We start from the raw sequence: 18,584 nt of genomic DNA, 5'->3' as shown, positions 1-18,584 counted from the left end.
CGTTAAAATTCACAATGTTTTCTATATCAGGGCTTTTCAATACCCTGATTGGGGAGGCGTTGTCCCGGGACCGGGTACATTGACGCCATCCGACATATAGATATTTAACTTGTTACGCAATGTACGAATGGATATGCCCAGAATGTTCGCCGCGTGTGTCCGGTTGCCGAGACAATGTTTCAGCGTATCGATAATCAGATCCTTTTCCACATCCGCTACCGTGCGTCCTATCAGGGAAATCGCAGCCAGAGGTTCTGTTCCTTCAGGGGTATTATCCGCCTGATGAGAGGAGCCGGACTGAATTTCTATATGAGGCCGCCCATCGGGAAGTACGATGTCAGACGCGCCGATCTCATTGCCGGTCGTCAGAAGGACCGCGCGGTGGATCGTGTTTTCGAGTTCGCGTACGTTGCCTGGCCAGTTATGATTGATCAGTACTTTCATGGCGCTGTCGGAAACGTTTTTCAGTGGCAAGGCGTTAAATTCGGCATATTTACGGGCGAAATGCTTACACAGGGCGCGGGTGTCTTCCGGCCGGTTGCGCAAAGAGGGAATATTGAGGTTCACCACATTCAGGCGAAACAGCAGGTCTTCCCGGAAATTGCCGAGTTTGACTTCTTCCTGAAGATTCCGGTTGGTGGTGGCGATGATGCGGATATCGACTTTTACGGCACCGCTGCCACCGACCCGGTCTACTTCGCGTTCCTGCACGACGCGTAGGAGTTTTGCCTGTAAACGAACATCCATCTCGCTGATTTCGTCAAGCAGGAGAGTGCCGCCGTTTGCCTCTTCGAATTTACCGATCCGGCGGGCGACGGCACCTGTGAAGGCGCCTTTCTCATGGCCGAATAACTCGCTTTCCAGGAGGTTTTCCGGAATGGCGGCGCAATTCACGGCGATAAAAGGCTTGGCTTTGCGGCGGCTTTTGCTGTGGACATGGCGGGCCATGACCTCTTTCCCTGTGCCGCTGTCACCGGTAATCATGATGCTGGCTTCACTGGCGGCTACCTGTTCGGCAAGCTTGACCACCTGGATCATATTGCGGTCGCGATAGATAAATTCATGTTCGTCATCAGAAATGGCAGTGAGGACAGCCGCGATCAGGTCCGGGTCCGGGGGCAGGGGGATATATTCCTTGGCGCCAGCCCGGATGGCGGCAACGGCGTCGTCTGATGTCGACCCCACACCGCAGGCAACCGCCGGGGTGGTAATATGTTCGGATTCCAATTGTGCGAGCAAGCCCCGGATATCGCACTTAACATCAATCATCAACAGGTCGGCACCTTTGGTCCGGATCAGATTCAGGGCTGTCGCCTCATCGGGGGCGTGGATGACCTTCGCCCCGTTATTCAGGGCGATCTGTGACGCTGCCGAGAGTTGTCCCTCAAGTGAACCAACGATAATTAACCGCATTATTGTGTTTCCGTCCTGTTAGTCATAATAGCTGATCCGGTTGGTCTGGGGCAGCATGGCATTGAGTTGCATTTCCAGACGTCTGGGGTTTTCTTCCCGTCCGATGGACAGGATGCCGGTGAGATACAGCAGATTGAGAGTCGATTCATTATGGGAATTGCGCTCTGCCTTGGTGGCCAGAGGGACAAGCACCATATGGGCGAGAATAGCGCCATAAAAAGTCGTGAGAAGCGCCACGGCCATTGCCGGGCCGATGGTGCTTGGGTCGCTGAGGTTGCCGAGCATCTGGACCAGCCCGACCAGCGTTCCGATCAGCCCCATAGCCGGGGCGACTTCGGCCGAACGGCGGAGAAGGTCGACGCTTTTGGACTGAATAGACGCGGTAGAGTAAATTTCTTGCTTGAGAATTTGCTCAATATCGTCCGGGCTTGCACCATCGACGGTGAGGTCGAGACCTTTTTTAAGGAAAGGCTCATTACTGAAGCTCTTGCTGATTTTTTCAAGGGCAATGACACCGCCGCCTCTGGCTTTTTCCGAGATCTGGATCATGGTCACCCCCACCTCTTGCGGGTTGTGTGTGGTGTAAGCCATTAAGCGCCATAGCGCGGCCGGGATTTGCTTTAAGTCTTTCAGGGAAAAACTTACAGCGGTAATGGCAATGGTGCCCCCGAAAACAATTAACAACGACGGTGGGTTTAAAAAATCCAGCGGCGACCCGCCATAAATCATGGCAGAAATAATCAATGCAAATCCAACGACGATACCTAGAAGTGTTATCACTTTTCTATTCCCGTACTTAAAGCCCGTTTTATTCGTTGCCCTTGATGATCTCTGTCATGGTAATTCCCAGTTTTTCTTCGAGCAATACCACTTCACCGCGGGCAACAAGCCTGTTATTGACGTAAATATCGATGGCTTCGCCGACTTTCCGGTCCAGTTCAACAACGGACCCGGACCCCAGTTTCAACAACTGGCTGACGGTAAGATTGGTAATCCCCAGAACGGCGGAAACCTTTACCGGAACATCGAAAACGGCTTCAAGGTCACCGGAGCCTTCCAGTTCACCTTCGGCACCGTCACCAGAGTTTTGGGGATCAGTTGTGCCGTTCCCTTGGTCCAATTCTTGCCAATCCATATTTTCTGTATCAGACATTATCTGCAAGCCCTTAATATTTTCTTGTCATAAGTCATTAGAAGGCATAAATTTTCTCTTCCATGACCGGTGATGTTAACCATAGTTACCTTGAATTGTCTCGTCCTGAAAGCTTTCATTGTATTCTTTTCCGGCAAATGCTGCTTTTCTCTTTGGAATTATTCTGAGTTTATGGTTTCAGACAGGGTTCCGGTTAGAGGGTCAATAGTACTGGTTTCGTGGTGCGGTCCTGATTCCGGCGCTTCGATAAACAGTTTTACGGTTCCTTCGATGGTGGCGAGAAGGCTGTTAAAATCGCGTTCCGCCCCGCCATTTGCCCATTCAACCCGACAATCGCTGGGGTGGGCCATGGTTTCGCTGATTAAAATGATTTCCCCCTGATAGCTGTTGGTCTGCCGTATTTTTTCCAATTTTTCTTCCAACAGAGGCAGAATGCTGTCGTCAACCCGCACCACAAGCCGGGGGTGGAGAGGGCTGTTTTTCAGGCATTGTGTCACCAGCAGTTCGATTTCGTCCAGCGGGGTGTGTCTGACCAGAGCCGGCGCGAGTTTTTCGATGATGGCGTAGGCGAGCTTTGCGGCTTCCTTATGCATCAGGGAGACTTGTTCTGCCTGCCGCTCCTGCAGGTTTTGACTGGCGGTGAGGATGTTGTGCAGCAGGGATTCGCAACTCTGTTCAAGACTGGTCAGGACTTCCGTCTGACCGGCGGCGACGCCCTCTGCATAGGCTGCGGCTCTGATGTCGTCGATTTTGCTGCGGCTCATCGTGCCGCCGCTGGAGTCCTCGAAATCTTCATCGAATGTAAATCGTACTGCACTCATTCATTTATATCCTACACGTCGGTGTTATTTCCCGGGGTGAGAGGGCCGGGGCTTGATCATGGGTGTTTAATAAATCAGTTCATCATCACTCTTTGAATCATTGAGAACAATTTCGCCGCTGTCGGCCAGATCTTTGGCGACATTGACCACTTCCATCTGGGCTTCGTCAACATCCTTCAGGCGAACCGGGCCCATGGCTTCCATATCTTCCTTGAGGATTTTCGCGGCCCGTTCGGACATATTGCTGAAGAACATGTCGCGGACCTTGTCGGAACCGCCTTTCATTGCCAGGCCGAGGCGATCCTTGTCGACACCGCGCAGCAGGGTCTGGACGCCAGTGGCGTCAAGATTTTGCAGGTCTTCAAAGGTAAACATCAGGGCCCGGACTTTTTCGGCGCTTTCGCGGTTTTTGTCTTCGAGGGAAGTCAGAAAGCGGGTTTCGGAGGCGCGGTCAAGATAATTGAAGATTTCAGCGATGGTTTCATGGCTGTCCTTGCGGCTTGTTTTAGCCAGGTTGTTCATGAATTCCGTGCGCAGGGTTTGTTCAACCTTGTCGAGAATATCCTTTTGCACCGGTTCCATCCGCAACATGCGCGAAACCACTTCCATGGCGAAATCATCCGGCAGTACGCTCAACACATTGGCTGCATGCTCGGGCTTGATTTTCGACAGAACAACCGAAACAGTCTGGGGGTATTCATTTTTCAGATATGTGGCGAGGACAACTTCATTTACATTGCCGAGTTTGTCCCACATGGTTCGACCGGCGGGGCCGCGAATTTCTTCCATGATCTGGCTGACCCGGTCGCCGGGCAACATTTTCACCAGTAACCGTTCTGTATTGTCGAAATTCCCGGTCAGGGAACCGACGGAGGATACGCCATTGGCGAAATCAAGGAATAGTTCTTCAATGACTTTTGAATCAACTGCTCCAAGAGACGACATGGCCAGGGACAGTTCCTTGACTTCTTCATCATCAAGAAGATTCCATATTATCGCGCCGTTCTCGTCGCCGAGCGCCAGCATCAGAGCGGCTGCCTTATCCGCACTGGACAGGTCAGAAATTCGGTCTATTTTTCCTGCAGACATATTTTATGTTATCCGTATAACCAACCGCGAACGACAGCAACGGATTCTTCCGGATGACGTTCAACGAGTTCCCCGACTTTCTTCAGGGCAGTGGCTTGTATTTTTCCTTCAACCGCGGCGACATCAATGGCCGAATCTATACCGGCGCGTTTGGCAACCTCACGGGAAGGCAATTGTTTCCCATCATCATCAAGAAGAGAAATCGGTTCATTGGCCGGCGCGGACAATGCGGCCTGCTGTTGGGCCTGGCCCGGTGGCAGTTGTCCCTGGGCGCCGCCTTCAAGGGCTGGGTTTGGTACATAAGTCACCGGTGGTGCGGTGAGGAATTTGATCAGGGGGCGCAGGGCGAAGAAAATAACCAGAATTCCGATCAGCATCAGCCCTCCAAGTTCTATAAAGCGCATGATGTCGGCTTTGCTGAAGTCAAACAGGCTTTCTTCCGCTGCCGCCTCGCCATAATCAACTGCGGCAAACTGCATATTGACGATATCAACGGTATCGCCCCGTTCGGCGTCAAAGCCAATGGTTGATTCCACCAGTTGTTTCAGATTGTCGAGGTCGGCCTGGCTGCGGGCTTGATAGGCAGGGGCGCTGCCGTCACCGGCATCCTGATAGGTGCCATCAACCAGAACGGCAACCGAAATTTTCTTGATGGTTCCCGCCTCGTGAATCTGGGTGCGGATGGTTTTGGAGATTTCATAGTTGACCGTTGATGTTGTCGTGCTGTCATTGGTCTGGGACTTGACCCCGGGTTCTTGCTGGGTTTCTGTCTGGTCCGGCAGGTTGTTGGCGACGGATACGCTTTCCGCCTCTGCATTTTCCTGATTGGTGCTGATTTGTTCGCTGGTGTTTTCTGAACGGGCGACCTGGCTGTCGGGGTCATATTCTTCGGTATTGCTGGTGATGCGGTTCAAATCAAGTTCGGCGCTGACTTCGGCGCGCACATTGCCCAGGCCCACGGTTTTCTCCAACAGGGTTTCGATCTGACCACGCAGACGACTCTCCATGGATATTTTCTTTTCTTCCAGCGACAGGGCCAGCAATGATGTCACATCTTCGGAAGAGCCCCGGGCGAGGAGAGAGCCTTTCTGGTCGACAATTGAAATGCGTTCCGGCTGCAGGTCAGGCACCGCAGCGGCGACCAGATTCTGAATGGCCATGATTTGATTGCGGGGCAGGCGGCCGGAGGATGTCTTGATAAAGATACTGGCGGTGGCTTCGCGATTTTCATTACTGAACAGGCGGCGTTCCGGCATCACCAGATGGATGCGGGCGCTGGTGACTTTATCAATGGACTGAATTGTGCGGGCGAGTTCACCTTCCAGAGCACGTAACCGGTTGATGTTCTGGACAAAACTTGTGGCGCCGAGAGAATCGCCGCGGTCAAAGATTTCATTGCCGACGGAACCCCCGCTGGTTAAGCCTTGTTCGGCAACGGCGATGCGGATGCGATTGACCTGATCGTCGGGGACCAGAATGGTGCTGCCGTCGCCCACCAGTTCGTAAGGAATAGCCTGGGCTTCCAGTGTCTGGACGATTTTAGAGGAATCGGAGAGATCCAGTCCGCTGAACAGTAAAGACATTGTGGGGGTGGACAGACGGATAGACAGAAAAATAAAGAACCCGATGGTAATAGCGGCAACCGTGGCCATGGCGGCCAGACGGGCGGGTCCTAGTGTTTTGAAGAATTCGGCTAAACCATTCACAATGACGTTCCCTAAAATATACTTTTAATATAGTCTTCTATAACTCTACTCGTAACTTTGATTGTTGATCTCGTCGAATATGATCATCAAATTCAGTTTACTAATTATTAAGTAAACAGGAGGTTAATGGTAGGCAATTTTTGCCTACTGAGGTTTAAAAATATATTGACAAGCAAAAAGATGAGGGTTTTAGCGCCTCCCAATGCTAGTGTGGTGTCTCAATAAAAATACTATATATAGTGTATATTGTCAAAAAAGGCTCGAAATGAACACCAGACAAAAAAATTAACCATGAGAATCACCTTCTCATGGTTAATTTAATAAAATAATTTGATAAACGACTGATTTTAGCCTGATTAGTTATCGTATCCGCTTAAAGAGTTATCACGATAATCCTGCACGCGCGTTACCCGAAGTCCAAGTAAGCCATCCTTGTCAATGGCGCGTTGCCAGGACAAAAATTCTTCGACGGACAAGGTATATTTCTTACAGGCATCTTCCAGCGAGAGCAGGCCGCCCCGTACAGCAGCAACCACTTCTGCTTTGCGGCGAACAACCCATCGCTTGGTGTTTGGAGGCGGGAGATCCTCAAGTGTAAGAGGTTCTCCTGTCGGCCCCAAAACGGGTGCGGCAGACACATTTTGTATTCTACTCATTATGTACTTATCTCCGGTAACTTTTATACATAGGGGTCAGAATACGTAAAAGGCTTTAAAAAAGACCTAAGGAACGAGGTTAATTTGGTCTAAATATTAGAATAAAGTTGGACCTATTTCGATTTCAACCGATGAAAACACAATAAGCCGCCGATGAAACACCGGCGGCTTATTATCTTAAGTGATTGAATTATTAACGTTTAATGTTGTTCAACTCTGTCAGCATTTCATCGGCCGTGGTGATAATTTTCGTACTGGCCGAGAAAGCCCGCTGAATGGTAATCAGGTTTGTAAATTCCCCGGCCAGGTCGACGGTAGAGGCTTCCAAGGTCTGTGGGGCCACAAAACCTGCGCCGCCAACCCCGGCATATTTCAGGATAGAGCTCCCGGATTGATCAGAAACGGTATAGGAGTTTCCTTGACGACGGGTCAGCCCATCCGGGTTCTGGAAGGTGGAGATGGGCAGTTGATAGACGTTCTTTGCCAAGCCATTACTAAACAGGGCACTGACAATGCCGTCCTTATCGATATTCACCCCGATCACATTCCCGAAGGTCGCGCCATTGGCAGAGGAGGAGATGATGGTTGATTCGCCGGCAAATTGAGTCAGACCGTCGCTGAGGCCATTGGTGCCGAGATCAAAAGTCAGCGAGCCCGCATTTGCACCACCTGACCAAGGGACGTTAACGGCGGCCAGAAGTGAGGCGGTCGTACCGGGGACATTGAGTGTGCCGTCCCCATTAAATGTAACAGTCCCGGCGGCAATCTGTCCGGTTGTTCCGACTGTTGGTACAATGTCAGTTGGAGGGTCAACATACATTTCTACTTCCCAGACATTATCGGCGCTTCTGAGTGCGGCGACGGTCACGGTGTGAACGCCACCCCGGGCGTCAAAAACCTCAATATTGGTTTGAAAGTCTGGTTTGATGCCGACGGGAACCGCTACGCCGGCGGCAACATCTTCGGCATAACCTGACATAGAGGTTGCCTTAACGGAAGGGTCATATGTTCCCATGGCGGCATTTATCGCCTGTGAGGACTGCAGGTTGGCGCGCAAGGTCACGTTGGTCGAGGCTTCGGCTGTACTGGTTAAGTCCGACACGTTAATAGGTTGCAGATCAGCGAGTTGGGGGCTTTCCGGTTTAACTGTACCAGAAATCAATGGCACACCCATCAGGTAAAGCCCGGCAGTATTCTTCAGGAAGCCTTCAGAATCCGGGTTAAACGACCCGGCACGCGTGAAGCTGATCTCAGAATTGGCATTCACGGATTCACCGCGGGTAGAGACGACAAAGAAACCGGCACCGTCAATACTCAGATCGGTTGCGGAGGTGGAGGATTGTAACAGGCCCTGACGACTGATCAGATTCTGCGGCAAGGCTTGGACGCCCCCTGGGGAATAGGAGGTGGAGGACCGAGATTCCGTCACCAGGGTTGAGAAACTGGCGCGGGTTTCTTTATAGCCAACGGTATTCAGGTTAGCGATATTATCCGAAATCATGCCTAGCGCGGAACTATATGCGCCCAGTCCAGATACCCCTGAGAAAAGTGATGCGTAAAGACTCATGTCGATACTCCTTCTGTTTGCCGACCAGATGGGTCGGGTGGTTAATTCTTAAATAGAATGCGCTTTACGCAACTAGCTGGCGTCTTCTGCGTCAGGATCTGGTTTTTTGACTGTATTAACAGCCTGTATTTCTGTTGTTGGTGTCAGGATGCCGTTGACGGACAAATGAGCCTGACCATTCAAGGTTTCGATGCTTTCTACAACGCCCTTGGAATATATGGCGGTTTGAACTTCCGACCCATTGGCGCTCTCGGCCTGCAGCGATAGTTTGTAAATGCCATCTGGCGTACCTTCCGGGGCGTCCCAGATAAATTCATGCAAGCCGGCTTTGTTTTCGCCAATACCTTCGTAAACCACCTTGCCCTTGGAATCCTGCACAATGATTTTGGTTTCATCAGAATTGCTTTGAAGGCCATATTCCCATTTCGCTTTACCATCCCGCAGTCCGGCTCGGTCCGTTTCCACCGTGATTTCAGTGCCGAGATAGTTGACCGCATCTGATATGGCGGCTGTTTGGGTTTGGCTGATCAGGTTTTCCAGGTTTTTATTGGTGGCGATAGACTGTTCCACTTGCGTGAAGGAGACCAGCTGTTCGGTAAACTGGCTTGAATCCATGGGGTCTAGCGGGTCCTGAAATTGTAACTGAGTGGTCAGCAAGGCCAGGAAATTATCAAAATCGTCGGCGAGCTTGGTCGAACTTTTCGAGGCTTCGGAATTTGCCCCTGCTGCTGCTGTTACTTCCATGATGAAGTATCCTTATAAAAGAGTGTGTTCAGTCTTAAATATTAATATCGAGGGCATTTTTGGAATATGCCATTTTCAGTTGTTGCTGGCTGATGACGCTATTGGCGAGATTGATGTCCACGCCCTCATCAGTTTCCCCTGTCCCGTCTAAATTCGTTTGGGACAGTTGCTTTTCCATATGATCCTGCTGTTGTTTTTTCAGGGTGAAATTCAGATTGTTGCCACTGGCATCAAAACCGGCATTGTTTAACGCCCTTTCCAGACCGCTTTGGTCTTTCTGGAGCATGTTCAGGGTCTTCTCGTTGTCGACGGTGATTGTTGTGGTCATTCTTCCATCAGCCTGGAAATCCATTTTAATATCAACCTGGCCAAGTTCTGCCGGTTTCAAGCTTAACCTGAAACTGTTCTGTCCCAGACTTGCCTGTCTTGAAATGGCTAACTTGATCTGTTCTGCCGGGGAATTTGGCATCGGGTGATGCGCCGCGGATTTCACGTGACCCGGTGTAAGGCTGCCTGGCTGTCCTACTTCCTGAACGGATAAAAGACCGGTCAAGTGCTGCTGCGGTGTGCCGGACTGTAAGGGCTTTGTTTCCGGTGTTAATGCCTGGGTAAGGTCTGTCGCAAAAGGAACCTTGGGGGCCGTCATATCGGCCCCGCCCTGGGTGGTAGATTTACCGACGCCCGCGGCGGGAGAGGTGTTTTCTCCTGTTGAATTCTGTTGAGAAGATTGATCCGAGGAGGGTTGGGCAGAGGCGGCTGCGGATTGCGATCCGCCGGTTCCTGTTACGGTATTGTCTCTGGCTCCGGTCTTTTGAGTGTCACTGGCCTCACCTTTGCCGTTAATTTCTTTTTGCGGTATCTGTTGGGCTGCGGTGGATGTCAGGGGTGTTTGTGTGGCGGCTTGTGCTGCCGTTGCAACAGATGATGTCTCTGGAGCCGCATTTACACTCTTTGAATCAGCGTTTCCGGCCGGAACCTCAGGCGTGATAATAGGGGCTGTTGTTGCAGCAGCCGCAGTGGTCTTGGGAGCGGCACTGATTTCAGGTTCAGCGGCGTCAGTAGTATTGCCAACTTTCCCGGCTTCTGTTGGAAGGGTGTCTTCATCCGCCGTTGGATGTGCATTATCTTGTGTTGAGGCCGGTTCTTGTGTTGTGGCGGGAACTGCAGGGCGCTCAACTTTGGTGGTGAACTCGTCAACGGGGAGCGTTTTTTGGCCTGTCGGTTGTTCGGCAAGTTTTTCGGATGAGACGTCTTGTGACGGACCAGTGTTCTCCTGAACCTGGGGAGCAATATCAAGCGGTGTTTCGGTGGCGAATATTTTATCCGGGCTGCTCGATTTGTCAAAAAGATTACCAGTGTAATCCTGATCGCCTTGATCCGGGATGTCACTGGGGCCAACAGGATCTGAACCTGGGGAGGGAGCCAGGGGATCGGTGGCGGGTGCTCCGTTGGCCCGTGTTTCACTTAACGGAATATTGACCGCGCTATAGTCCGTTGTCTGACCGGTTGCTTTGTCTTGTGTGTTGATCCCATCTTGCCCGTCGAGGTCTGGGCTATGTTGGGCGTGGTCGTCCCGTGGTTTCTGTGGATCTTGTGTAGATGCATCGGTTGGTTTTGTTATTTCTGAGCCGTCACCATTATTTTCCTGTGATGTGTTGGCAGATTTTGTTTTATCAGGTTTTGTTTCAGATGAGGGCGCGGCGATCTTCTGATCTTTCTGGCGAGGTTCCTGACTGTTGCCTTCCGTTTTCCGTGGGGTGCCATCAGGTTGGTTGGCGCGGTGGCTCTCTCGAACCATATGGTCCTTAAAACTCTCCTTGACCTCTGGGGCGCGCGTTGGAGGTGTGGTGTCAGGAGAGGAAGCGGCCACCGGATTTTTTTCTGCCCGTGAAGATGCATCTGTCTTCGCGCCGCCAGATCCGGCAGTCGGAAGAGATGAGGTGAATATGTCAAAACTGGTGGTCATAATTTTCCATATTTATTAAACGAACGACTTCACCGAATACCTAAGCAAGTAACGGGCCACTTTTTGTGGATGGGAATAACTCATTGTTTTTCAAGCGGAATATTTTTTCATCTCTCCTTTGTTTATGGGGAGTAAGGTAAAAAGTTCCTGTTCATTTTAGGTAAAATTTGCTGCACGGCAAAATCCGGTGAGATCAGGATAGGCGTGTGGAAAAGCGTGTTTTCAGAGTTGGCCTTGAAATTGCAAGGATAAGGGTGCCATCCCCGTAATACGGCCTATGTGTTTTTGAAGGGGTGGCGCCAAGATAATGTTTTTATCTATTTAGTTCAAAGTATTACAAGGATCCAAAGATGGAAAGTCTTTATCAGATGCAGCGGTCTAAGGGCGAAAAGCGGGGGCAAAAAATCCCTGTTGGGCAAGCTTTGCCTATTCATATGCACGCCTCTGTGGGCCGCGCCGGTTTGATTTCCAGAAAGGAAGCTTATGTCCATTAATTCCATTATAAATAATTCTTTGACAGGACTGTTCACCAACCAGGCGGCGTTGAGGGTGACGTCCAACAATGTGGCGAATGTCAATACACCAGGGTATGCCCGGCAGGTTGTGCGTCAGGAAGCGATTATCAATGGCACGGCGGTTGGCGGTGTTAAAATATCTGGCATTGATAGAATAGTGGATAAATTCCTGGTCAAGGCTTCTTATGATGCGAATGCCGATTTCTCCCGCTATGAGGTCGAGAGCGCCTATCATAGCCGGATACAATCCCTGCTGGGACGGCCGGATCAGAATAAGTCTCTATCGGGCAAGATTGATGATATTTTCAGCGCCATATCCGAAGTGGCCCTAAATCCTCTGTCCGCCATTCAAAAAGAAAGAGCCTTGTCCGCGATTGATCAGTTTGGATCTGAAATCGGCAGCCTGGCGGAGGACATCCAGACCATGCGGCTTGACGCCAGTCACCAGATCGCAGAGCAGGTTGCGCGGATAAATGCCCTGACAGAACGTATTCACACGTTGAATCCTTTGATCATCAAGGAAACCCTGACCGGAGGAGAGCCTGGGGCTTTAACAGAAAGTCGAGAGCAGGCCATTGCGGAACTTTCGACAATTATGGACATAAATATTGTTGATGCGGGGAACAACAGCGTCCAGATTACAACGACTTCCGGGGTGTCTCTGGTGAGTGCGGTACAGACAAAATTGCAATATAGTCCGCCGGGTGTTGTCACGTCATCCACACCGTTTTCCGCAATTACCGTTCATCGACTGGATAATGTGAGTGGGGCAGTGATGCCCAGCACCATTACGTTGGATGGTGAGGTGAAGTCTGGCAAGCTGAAAGGCTTGTTGACACTGCGGGACAAGGATTTGCCGGAGATTGCTTTGCAACTGGGCAGCATGGCGTCGGGTTTCACTGATGAGATGAACAGGGTTCATAATATGAATTCGGCGGTGCCCGGGGTTAATTTGCTGACCGGCGTTAATACAGGCCTGCTTCTGACGGATAATCATAACTTTACCGGAGAAACCGTTTTTGCCGTGACAGACGCTTCCGGTGATCTGGTTTCCAAAGTGAATATTGATTTTAGCGCGATCGGCCCGACCGTCGGGGATGTGGTTACCGCCGTGAATGCCGGCCTGGCGGGAACGGGGACATTGTCCTTCTCGAACGGGGTTATGTCTTTGACGGCAACAAACGCGGCGCATGGCATTACAATGTCGGAAGTGGCGGGTAATGAAAGCAACCGTGGCGGGCGGGGGTTCTCGCATTTCTTCGGGTTGAACAATTTGGTTCAATCCAAAAGCCCGGCGCATTTTGAAACCGGAGTTGTGGGAACGGATGACCACGGATTTACCGTTGGCGGCACCATTCTGATTGAGCTTAATGACGTTAGCGGTCAGGCTATCGGGACACATACGCTGACCGTCGGCGGAACGAGTTTTAATGATATTCTCACCGATTTGAATAGTAGTCCGCTGAGCGCTGTTGCGACATTTTCCCTGTCGGCCAACGGTGAACTGATCACCACCCCCAATCCGGGCGCGGGTGCAATCAGTGTGCATATCAAGAATGATACGACGACCAGAGGAACAACCAATACCTCCATGTCTGCATTCTTCGGGATTGGGGAACAATATAAAATGGATAGCGCCATTGACCTGAAAGTTAGTGACAGGATCAGCGCCAATCCAAGTCAAATGGCCTTGGCGCGTCTGGATCAGACAGCTTTGGTGGGGGATAACGTTCTCAGTGTTGGTGATCAGGCGGGGGCATTGGCCCTGAAGGAACTGGAAACGATGACCCGCACCTATAGCAAGGCCGGTGGTTTAAGTGCAACGACAGTGACACTGGCCCAATATAGTGCCAACCTTCTTGCGGACCTGGGGTTGCGGTCAGCATTGGCGGATAATTCCATGTCAGATAACAAGGCGCTGAGTGAGGAATTGAATAGGAAAGCCACGGATGTGTCCGGGGTCAATATGGATGAAGAATTGGGGAATATGGTGATTTACCAGAACGCCTATTCCGCATCGGCCCGGCTGTTGACCACAGCCAAGGAAATGTATGACACGATTTTACAGATCTTATAGAGATAAAGACAGGATAGAGAAATGACACGGGTATCAAGCTTTGGACATCAGCAAGTCATGTTGAGCAGCCTTCTGAACAATCAGGCGCGTGTGTTCACGGACCAAACCCAGATCACAACCGGTAAGAAAGAAGAAAAATACGCCGGCTTTGCCAGTGAAACGTCAACCTTGCTGGGGGCAAAATCAGTTTTTGGTCAGACGAAGGGCTATTTGCGGGCCACCGATCATGTGGAACGTTTTCTCAGTACCAACGATATACAATTAGGTTCAATGGTGTCGAGTGCGCAGAATGTTCGCGATACGATACTTGAGGCGATCTCTCAGGAGGAGACTTTCGCGCTCAATGAATTGATGGGGGAGGCCTATACATCCATGGTCAGCGCCATGAACACCAATATCGGTGGTGTATATGTTTTTAGTGGCGGGCGCACCGATGTCGAACCTGTTACCGCGAAGTCTGTTGCGGATTTGCTGGCTTTGCCAGCCGTGACGGACATGTATGAGAACGATCAAAGACGGCCTGCGGCGAAAGTGGGGCAGAATACGTTGCTGGAATATGGTTTGTTGGCGGACGAAGTCTCGACTTCCGTGTTCCAGGTATTTAAGGATATCGCCGCCTATGATGCCGGACCGAGCGGGCCCTTGAGCGGTCAGTTAAATACGGCACAACTCACTTTCCTTAAGGGTGAGCTGGCGAATATGGACGCAGCGCTGGACGATCTGCGGATTTTTGTTGCCAGGAACGGGACCCGCCAGAATAACGTGGAAAACTTCAGCAATGAATATGAGGCGCAGGAGGTTTTTCTGGAAACCTTCATATCCGATATTGAGGATGTGGATGTGGCGGAGGCGGTGACCCGGCTCAATAATGACAAGGTCGCGTTGGAGGCTTCTTATAAAATTACCAGTGAGTTAAGCAAAATTTCCCTGCTTAATTTCCTGTAGACCAGACAATAGGGGCAAATAAATAGTTATGATCTTCTCTTGAAGTTCTGAAGTTTATGCTATATTTGCCCCCTATGACCGAGAAAATAGACCTTATCGCTGATCCGACCCTTACGGGGGTAAACTCCTTAGGCATCGCCAAGGCGCCTGAAGATACGCGCGTTGTCGTCGCCATGTCCGGCGGTGTGGACAGTTCCGTGGTTGCGGCCATGTTGAAAGATCAGGGTTATGATGTCGTTGGCATTACGCTTCAGCTGTATGACCATGGCATCGCGGTGCAGAAAAAAGGCGCCTGTTGCGCCGGTCAGGATATTCACGATGCCCGACGTGTATCGGAAGCCATTGGCATTCCCCATTACGTGCTGGATTACGAAACCCGTTTCCGTGACAGTGTAATGGAGGAATTTGCCGACAGTTATATTCGCGGCGAAACCCCAATTCCCTGTGTGCGCTGTAATCAGGAAGTCAAGTTCAAGGATCTGTTGGCGACGGCGCGGGATCTGGACGCCGATGTGCTGGCTACGGGCCATTATGTGCAGCAAAAGCTGTTCGGCGATCATGCGGAGATGCTGCGCGCTGTGGATAAAAACCGTGATCAGAGCTATTTCCTGTTCGCCACCACACAGGAGCAGCTGGACTATTTGCGCTTTCCTTTGGGGGGACTGGAAAAGGATGACGTGCGCATCCTGGCGGAGAAATACGGTCTTCAGGTCGCCAACAAGCCGGACAGTCAGGATATCTGTTTCGTACCCAATGGTAATTATGCCAGCGTCATCGAACGCTTGCGCCCTGGCGCATCCGAAGCCGGCGAGATTGTGCATTTAAACGGTGATGTGCTGGGCTACCATAAGGGTATCATTCATTATACCATCGGTCAGCGTAAAGGATTGGGGATCGGGGGAAGGGACCCGCTTTATGTGATCCGGCTTGATCCGGAAAAAAATCAGGTGATCGTTGGCCCCAAGGAAGCGCTTGGTGTGACGACGTTGCATTTGAAAGAAGTCAACTGGCTTGGCCAGACAGAGATTTCTTCCGAAGGGCAGGAAATAGAAGTTAAAGTACGTTCAACCCGTCCTTCAGTTCGGGCGACCTTATATGGCAGTGGCGCAGAGGGAGGGGCCAGAATTACCCTTCACCATCCTGAACAGGGAATTTCTCCTGGGCAGGCGGCGGTTTTCTATGATGGCGACCGGGTATTGGGCGGCGGCTGGATTGAGAACAAGTCCTAGGCTATTCCCGTTTGGCATTGCAGATCGATATCCGGGATTTTCAATCCGGTTTATATCTGTAAGAAAATTGTCATGTATCCGGGCCGGGGAAGGTTCCGGGGAAATGAATTTTTAGTAAAACTTTCAATATCTTACAAAATAACCTTGAGTGAATGGTTTCTTGCATGTTTCCTTTCTCTGGGGTAACCTTATGAAAATTTTTCAATGTGAAAACATCGGAATATGGGGCGCCATCATGCATATAACTGAAAGCACAAACATGCAAAACAAAATAGAATCAATGACATCTACAAAGAGAAAAAGCGACAGTAAACTGAAATCTTCGGTTGCGAAGAACAGTCTTCTGGGTCTGACATTGATGCCTTTGGCTGCATGTGGAGGAGGTGGTGGCACAGTGCAGCCGACACCGACACCGCCGCCGGCTCCCGAGCCTGATTTTATTGAAAGCCCGACAAATACGTTTACGGCCCGGGATGATAATGACCGAACCTTGCAAGAAGGAAGTGCGACTGCCGATCTTATTGTAATCGGCAAGGCCGGCAATGATAATATCACGACGGGGACTGGCGATGATGTCATCACCGCGGGGCGGCTGGTGCGGATACGGTGGATGCAGGCGCCGGTGTGGATACGGTGTCTTATGCAGGGTCGGCCGCAGGCGTAACAGTCGATTTATCAGCCGGTACAGGGCTTGGCGGGGATGCAGAAGGGGATACACTGGCCAACATTGAAAATGTGACGGGCAGCGCACAGGCAGATATACTGACAGGCGGCGGCGGCGTAAATATTCTTTCTGGCGGTGCCGGGGACGACACCTTAACGGGCGGCGCAGACAATGACACTTTGATTGGCGGGTCAGGCGCGGATGCGCTTGATGGCGGTGCGGATATTGATACGGCGAGCTATGCAGCGTCTGCTGCAGGGGTTACAGTAAACCTCGCGGCGGGCACCGGTCTTGGCGGTGACGCGGCAGGTGATACGCTGGCCAATATTGAAAATCTGGTGGGCAGCGCGTTTGCGGATACACTGACGGGTGATGGCGGTGCCAACAGTCTTTCCGGTGGCACCGGAAACGATATTCTGATGGGCGGTGCAGGCGCGGATGCGCTTGATGGCGGTGTGGATATTGATACGGCAAATTACGCGGCATCTGCAGCCGGCGTGACGGTTGATCTAGCGGCGGGTACCGGTCTTGGTGGTGACGCGGCAGGTGATACGCTGGCCAATATTGAAAATCTGGTGGGCAGTGCGTTTGCGGATACATTGATCGGCGATGGCAGTGCGAACAGTCTTTCCGGTGGCGCCGGAAACGATAGCTTAATCGGTGGTGCAGGCGCGGATGCGCTTGATGGCGGTGTGGATATTGATACGGCAAATTACGCGGCGTCCGCAGCTGGCGTGACGGTTGATCTTGCGACGGGTACCGGCCTTGGCGGTGACGCGGCAGGTGATACGTTGGCCAATATTGAAATTCTGGTGGGCAGTGCGTTTGCGGATACACTGACCGGCGATGGCAATGTTAACAACCTTTCCGGCGGGGCGGGCGACGATATCTTGATCGGCGGGTCAGGCGCGGATGCACTTGATGGTGGTGCTGGAATTGATACGGTGAGCTATACGGCGTCAGCTACAGGCGTACTTGTTGACATTGAGTCCGGGACGGCGAACCTCGGCGATGCAGAAGGGGACACTTTTGTCAGTATTGAAAATGCAATCGGCAGTGCGTTCGACGACACCCTGGTTGGCGATGGCAGTGACAACACCCTTACCGGCGGCGCGGGGGCCGATGTTCTGAGCGGCGGCCTGGGCGTTGATACGGCGAGTTATCTGGATTCTGCAGCCAGCGTGACGGTTGATCTTGCGGCAGGAACCGGTCTTGGCGGTGATGCAGAAGGGGACACTCTAAGTAATATTCAAAATATATCAGGCAGTGCCTTTAATGATGTCCTTACGGGAGACGCTGCCGTGAACAGCCTCTTTGGGAATGAAGGAAGTGACGAGCTGGACGGCGGCGCCGGCGGCGATGTCCTGAATGGCGGTGGCGGAAATGACGGCGTGAGTTATATCACATCGGTAGCCGGGGTTACGGTTGACCTGACAGCCGGAACCGGAAGCGGTGGCGATGCCGAGGGAGATGTCCTGATCAGCATTGAGAATATTCAGGGCAGTTCCCTTGCGGACAGTCTTATCGGAGATGACGGGGTTAATACCTTGTCAGGCCTGGGGGGTGATGACGTGCTTTCAGGTATGGGTGGCAGGGATTTTCTGCGCGGATATGCCGGCACGGACACCTTGAATGGGGGGGACGGGGATGATGTATTGTTCCTCTATGACGGAGACCATCTGGATATCTTCAATGGCGATGCGGGGAATGATACGCTGGATGTACAGGCCACAGGACTGAATTTGGATCTGGCGGCATTATCCGTGACTAATATGGAAAATATTGACCTTCTGGGGACCGGCGGCAATAGCCTGGTATTGACCCAGGCCGACGTTCTGGCGGTCACGGACGTTGATAATATATTGATCATTAAAGGAGATGGCGACGATAGTGTCTCATCCGTGACACAGGATTGGGTGCTGGGAGACGACCAGGTGATAGGCGGGGAGACATATAATACCTATACTTCAGGTACGGCAACTTTATTGGTGGATGCCGATATCATGGATACAATTTCCTGATGGTGTTGCCTGGCCGGA

General features: G+C 51.5%; 15 protein-coding genes. 5 read left to right on the top strand and 10 right to left on the bottom strand.

Annotated elements, in window-relative coordinates; translation table 11 throughout:
• Nucleotides 1-36: 36 nt before the first annotated feature.
• From flbD to FIV45_RS11215, 10 genes are all read right to left on the bottom strand, one after another.
• Nucleotides 37-1,413 (bottom strand): sigma-54-dependent transcriptional regulator FlbD, encoded by a 1,377-nt coding sequence (gene flbD / locus FIV45_RS11260; RefSeq protein ID WP_099472145.1) that lies wholly within the window; start codon nt 1,411-1,413, stop codon nt 37-39.
• Between the two features lie 18 nt (nt 1,414-1,431).
• Nucleotides 1,432-2,193: a motility protein A gene (locus tag FIV45_RS11255; RefSeq protein ID WP_204602130.1), complete on the bottom strand. Its 762-nt coding sequence runs from the start codon at nt 2,191-2,193 to the stop codon at nt 1,432-1,434.
• Between the two features lie 28 nt (nt 2,194-2,221).
• The gene (fliN, locus tag FIV45_RS11250) at nt 2,222-2,566 is read right to left on the bottom strand and encodes a flagellar motor switch protein FliN (protein WP_099472147.1); all 345 of its coding nucleotides are present in this window, start codon (nt 2,564-2,566) and stop codon (nt 2,222-2,224) included.
• A 158-nt stretch (nt 2,567-2,724) separates the two neighbouring features.
• Complete coding sequence (locus FIV45_RS11245; protein WP_099472148.1) at nt 2,725-3,387, bottom strand: FliH/SctL family protein; 663 nt, start codon at nt 3,385-3,387, stop codon at nt 2,725-2,727.
• Between the two features lie 66 nt (nt 3,388-3,453).
• Complete coding sequence (gene fliG, locus FIV45_RS11240; RefSeq protein WP_099472149.1) at nt 3,454-4,476, bottom strand: flagellar motor switch protein FliG; 1,023 nt, start codon at nt 4,474-4,476, stop codon at nt 3,454-3,456.
• Nucleotides 4,477-4,484: 8 nt separating this feature from the next.
• Entirely contained in the window at nt 4,485-6,182 is a 1,698-nt protein-coding gene (gene fliF, locus FIV45_RS11235; protein WP_165776967.1) for a flagellar basal-body MS-ring/collar protein FliF, read from the bottom strand.
• A 356-nt stretch (nt 6,183-6,538) separates the two neighbouring features.
• Entirely contained in the window at nt 6,539-6,838 is a 300-nt protein-coding gene (sciP, locus tag FIV45_RS11230) for a CtrA inhibitor SciP (RefSeq protein WP_099472151.1), read from the bottom strand.
• 193 nt (nt 6,839-7,031) lie between these two features.
• Entirely contained in the window at nt 7,032-8,405 is a 1,374-nt protein-coding gene (locus FIV45_RS11225) for a flagellar hook protein FlgE (protein WP_099472152.1), read from the bottom strand.
• 72 nt (nt 8,406-8,477) lie between these two features.
• Complete coding sequence (locus tag FIV45_RS11220) at nt 8,478-9,149, bottom strand: flagellar hook assembly protein FlgD (RefSeq protein WP_099472153.1); 672 nt, start codon at nt 9,147-9,149, stop codon at nt 8,478-8,480.
• Nucleotides 9,150-9,183: 34 nt separating this feature from the next.
• Nucleotides 9,184-11,115 carry a flagellar hook-length control protein FliK gene (locus tag FIV45_RS11215; protein ID WP_099472154.1) on the bottom strand — a complete coding sequence of 644 codons (1,932 nt, stop codon included), beginning with the start codon at nt 11,113-11,115 and terminating at the stop codon, nt 9,184-9,186.
• Nucleotides 11,116-11,598: 483 nt separating this feature from the next.
• Between FIV45_RS11215 and flgK the strand changes: the two genes are divergently transcribed.
• The 5 genes from flgK to FIV45_RS11190 all read left to right on the top strand — a co-directional run bounded on the left by flgK (nt 11,599) and on the right by FIV45_RS11190 (nt 18,566).
• Nucleotides 11,599-13,707: a flagellar hook-associated protein FlgK gene (gene flgK / locus FIV45_RS11210; RefSeq protein ID WP_099472155.1), complete on the top strand. Its 2,109-nt coding sequence runs from the start codon at nt 11,599-11,601 to the stop codon at nt 13,705-13,707.
• A gap of 21 nt (nt 13,708-13,728) precedes the next feature.
• A complete protein-coding gene (locus FIV45_RS11205; RefSeq protein WP_099472156.1) occupies nt 13,729-14,652 on the top strand; it encodes a flagellin in 924 nt (307 codons plus the stop codon).
• Nucleotides 14,653-14,726: 74 nt separating this feature from the next.
• On the top strand, nt 14,727-15,881 hold the full coding sequence (mnmA, locus tag FIV45_RS11200; RefSeq protein ID WP_204602133.1) for a tRNA 2-thiouridine(34) synthase MnmA: 1,155 nt from the start codon (nt 14,727-14,729) through the stop codon (nt 15,879-15,881).
• Nucleotides 15,882-16,161: 280 nt separating this feature from the next.
• Nucleotides 16,162-16,545 carry a hypothetical protein gene (locus tag FIV45_RS11195; protein ID WP_133118549.1) on the top strand — a complete coding sequence of 128 codons (384 nt, stop codon included), beginning with the start codon at nt 16,162-16,164 and terminating at the stop codon, nt 16,543-16,545.
• The gene (locus FIV45_RS11190; RefSeq protein ID WP_099472158.1) at nt 16,488-18,566 is read left to right on the top strand and encodes a beta strand repeat-containing protein; all 2,079 of its coding nucleotides are present in this window, start codon (nt 16,488-16,490) and stop codon (nt 18,564-18,566) included. The genes FIV45_RS11195 and FIV45_RS11190 overlap by 58 nt, the downstream gene beginning before the upstream one ends.
• The last annotated feature ends 18 nt before the right edge of the window (nt 18,567-18,584 follow it).

The sequence above is a fragment of the Paremcibacter congregatus genome (assembly GCF_006385135.1).
In the GTDB taxonomy this organism is placed as follows: Bacteria; Pseudomonadota; Alphaproteobacteria; order Sphingomonadales; family Emcibacteraceae; genus Paremcibacter; species Paremcibacter congregatus.
This window is presented reverse-complemented; position numbering and strand designations above follow the sequence as displayed.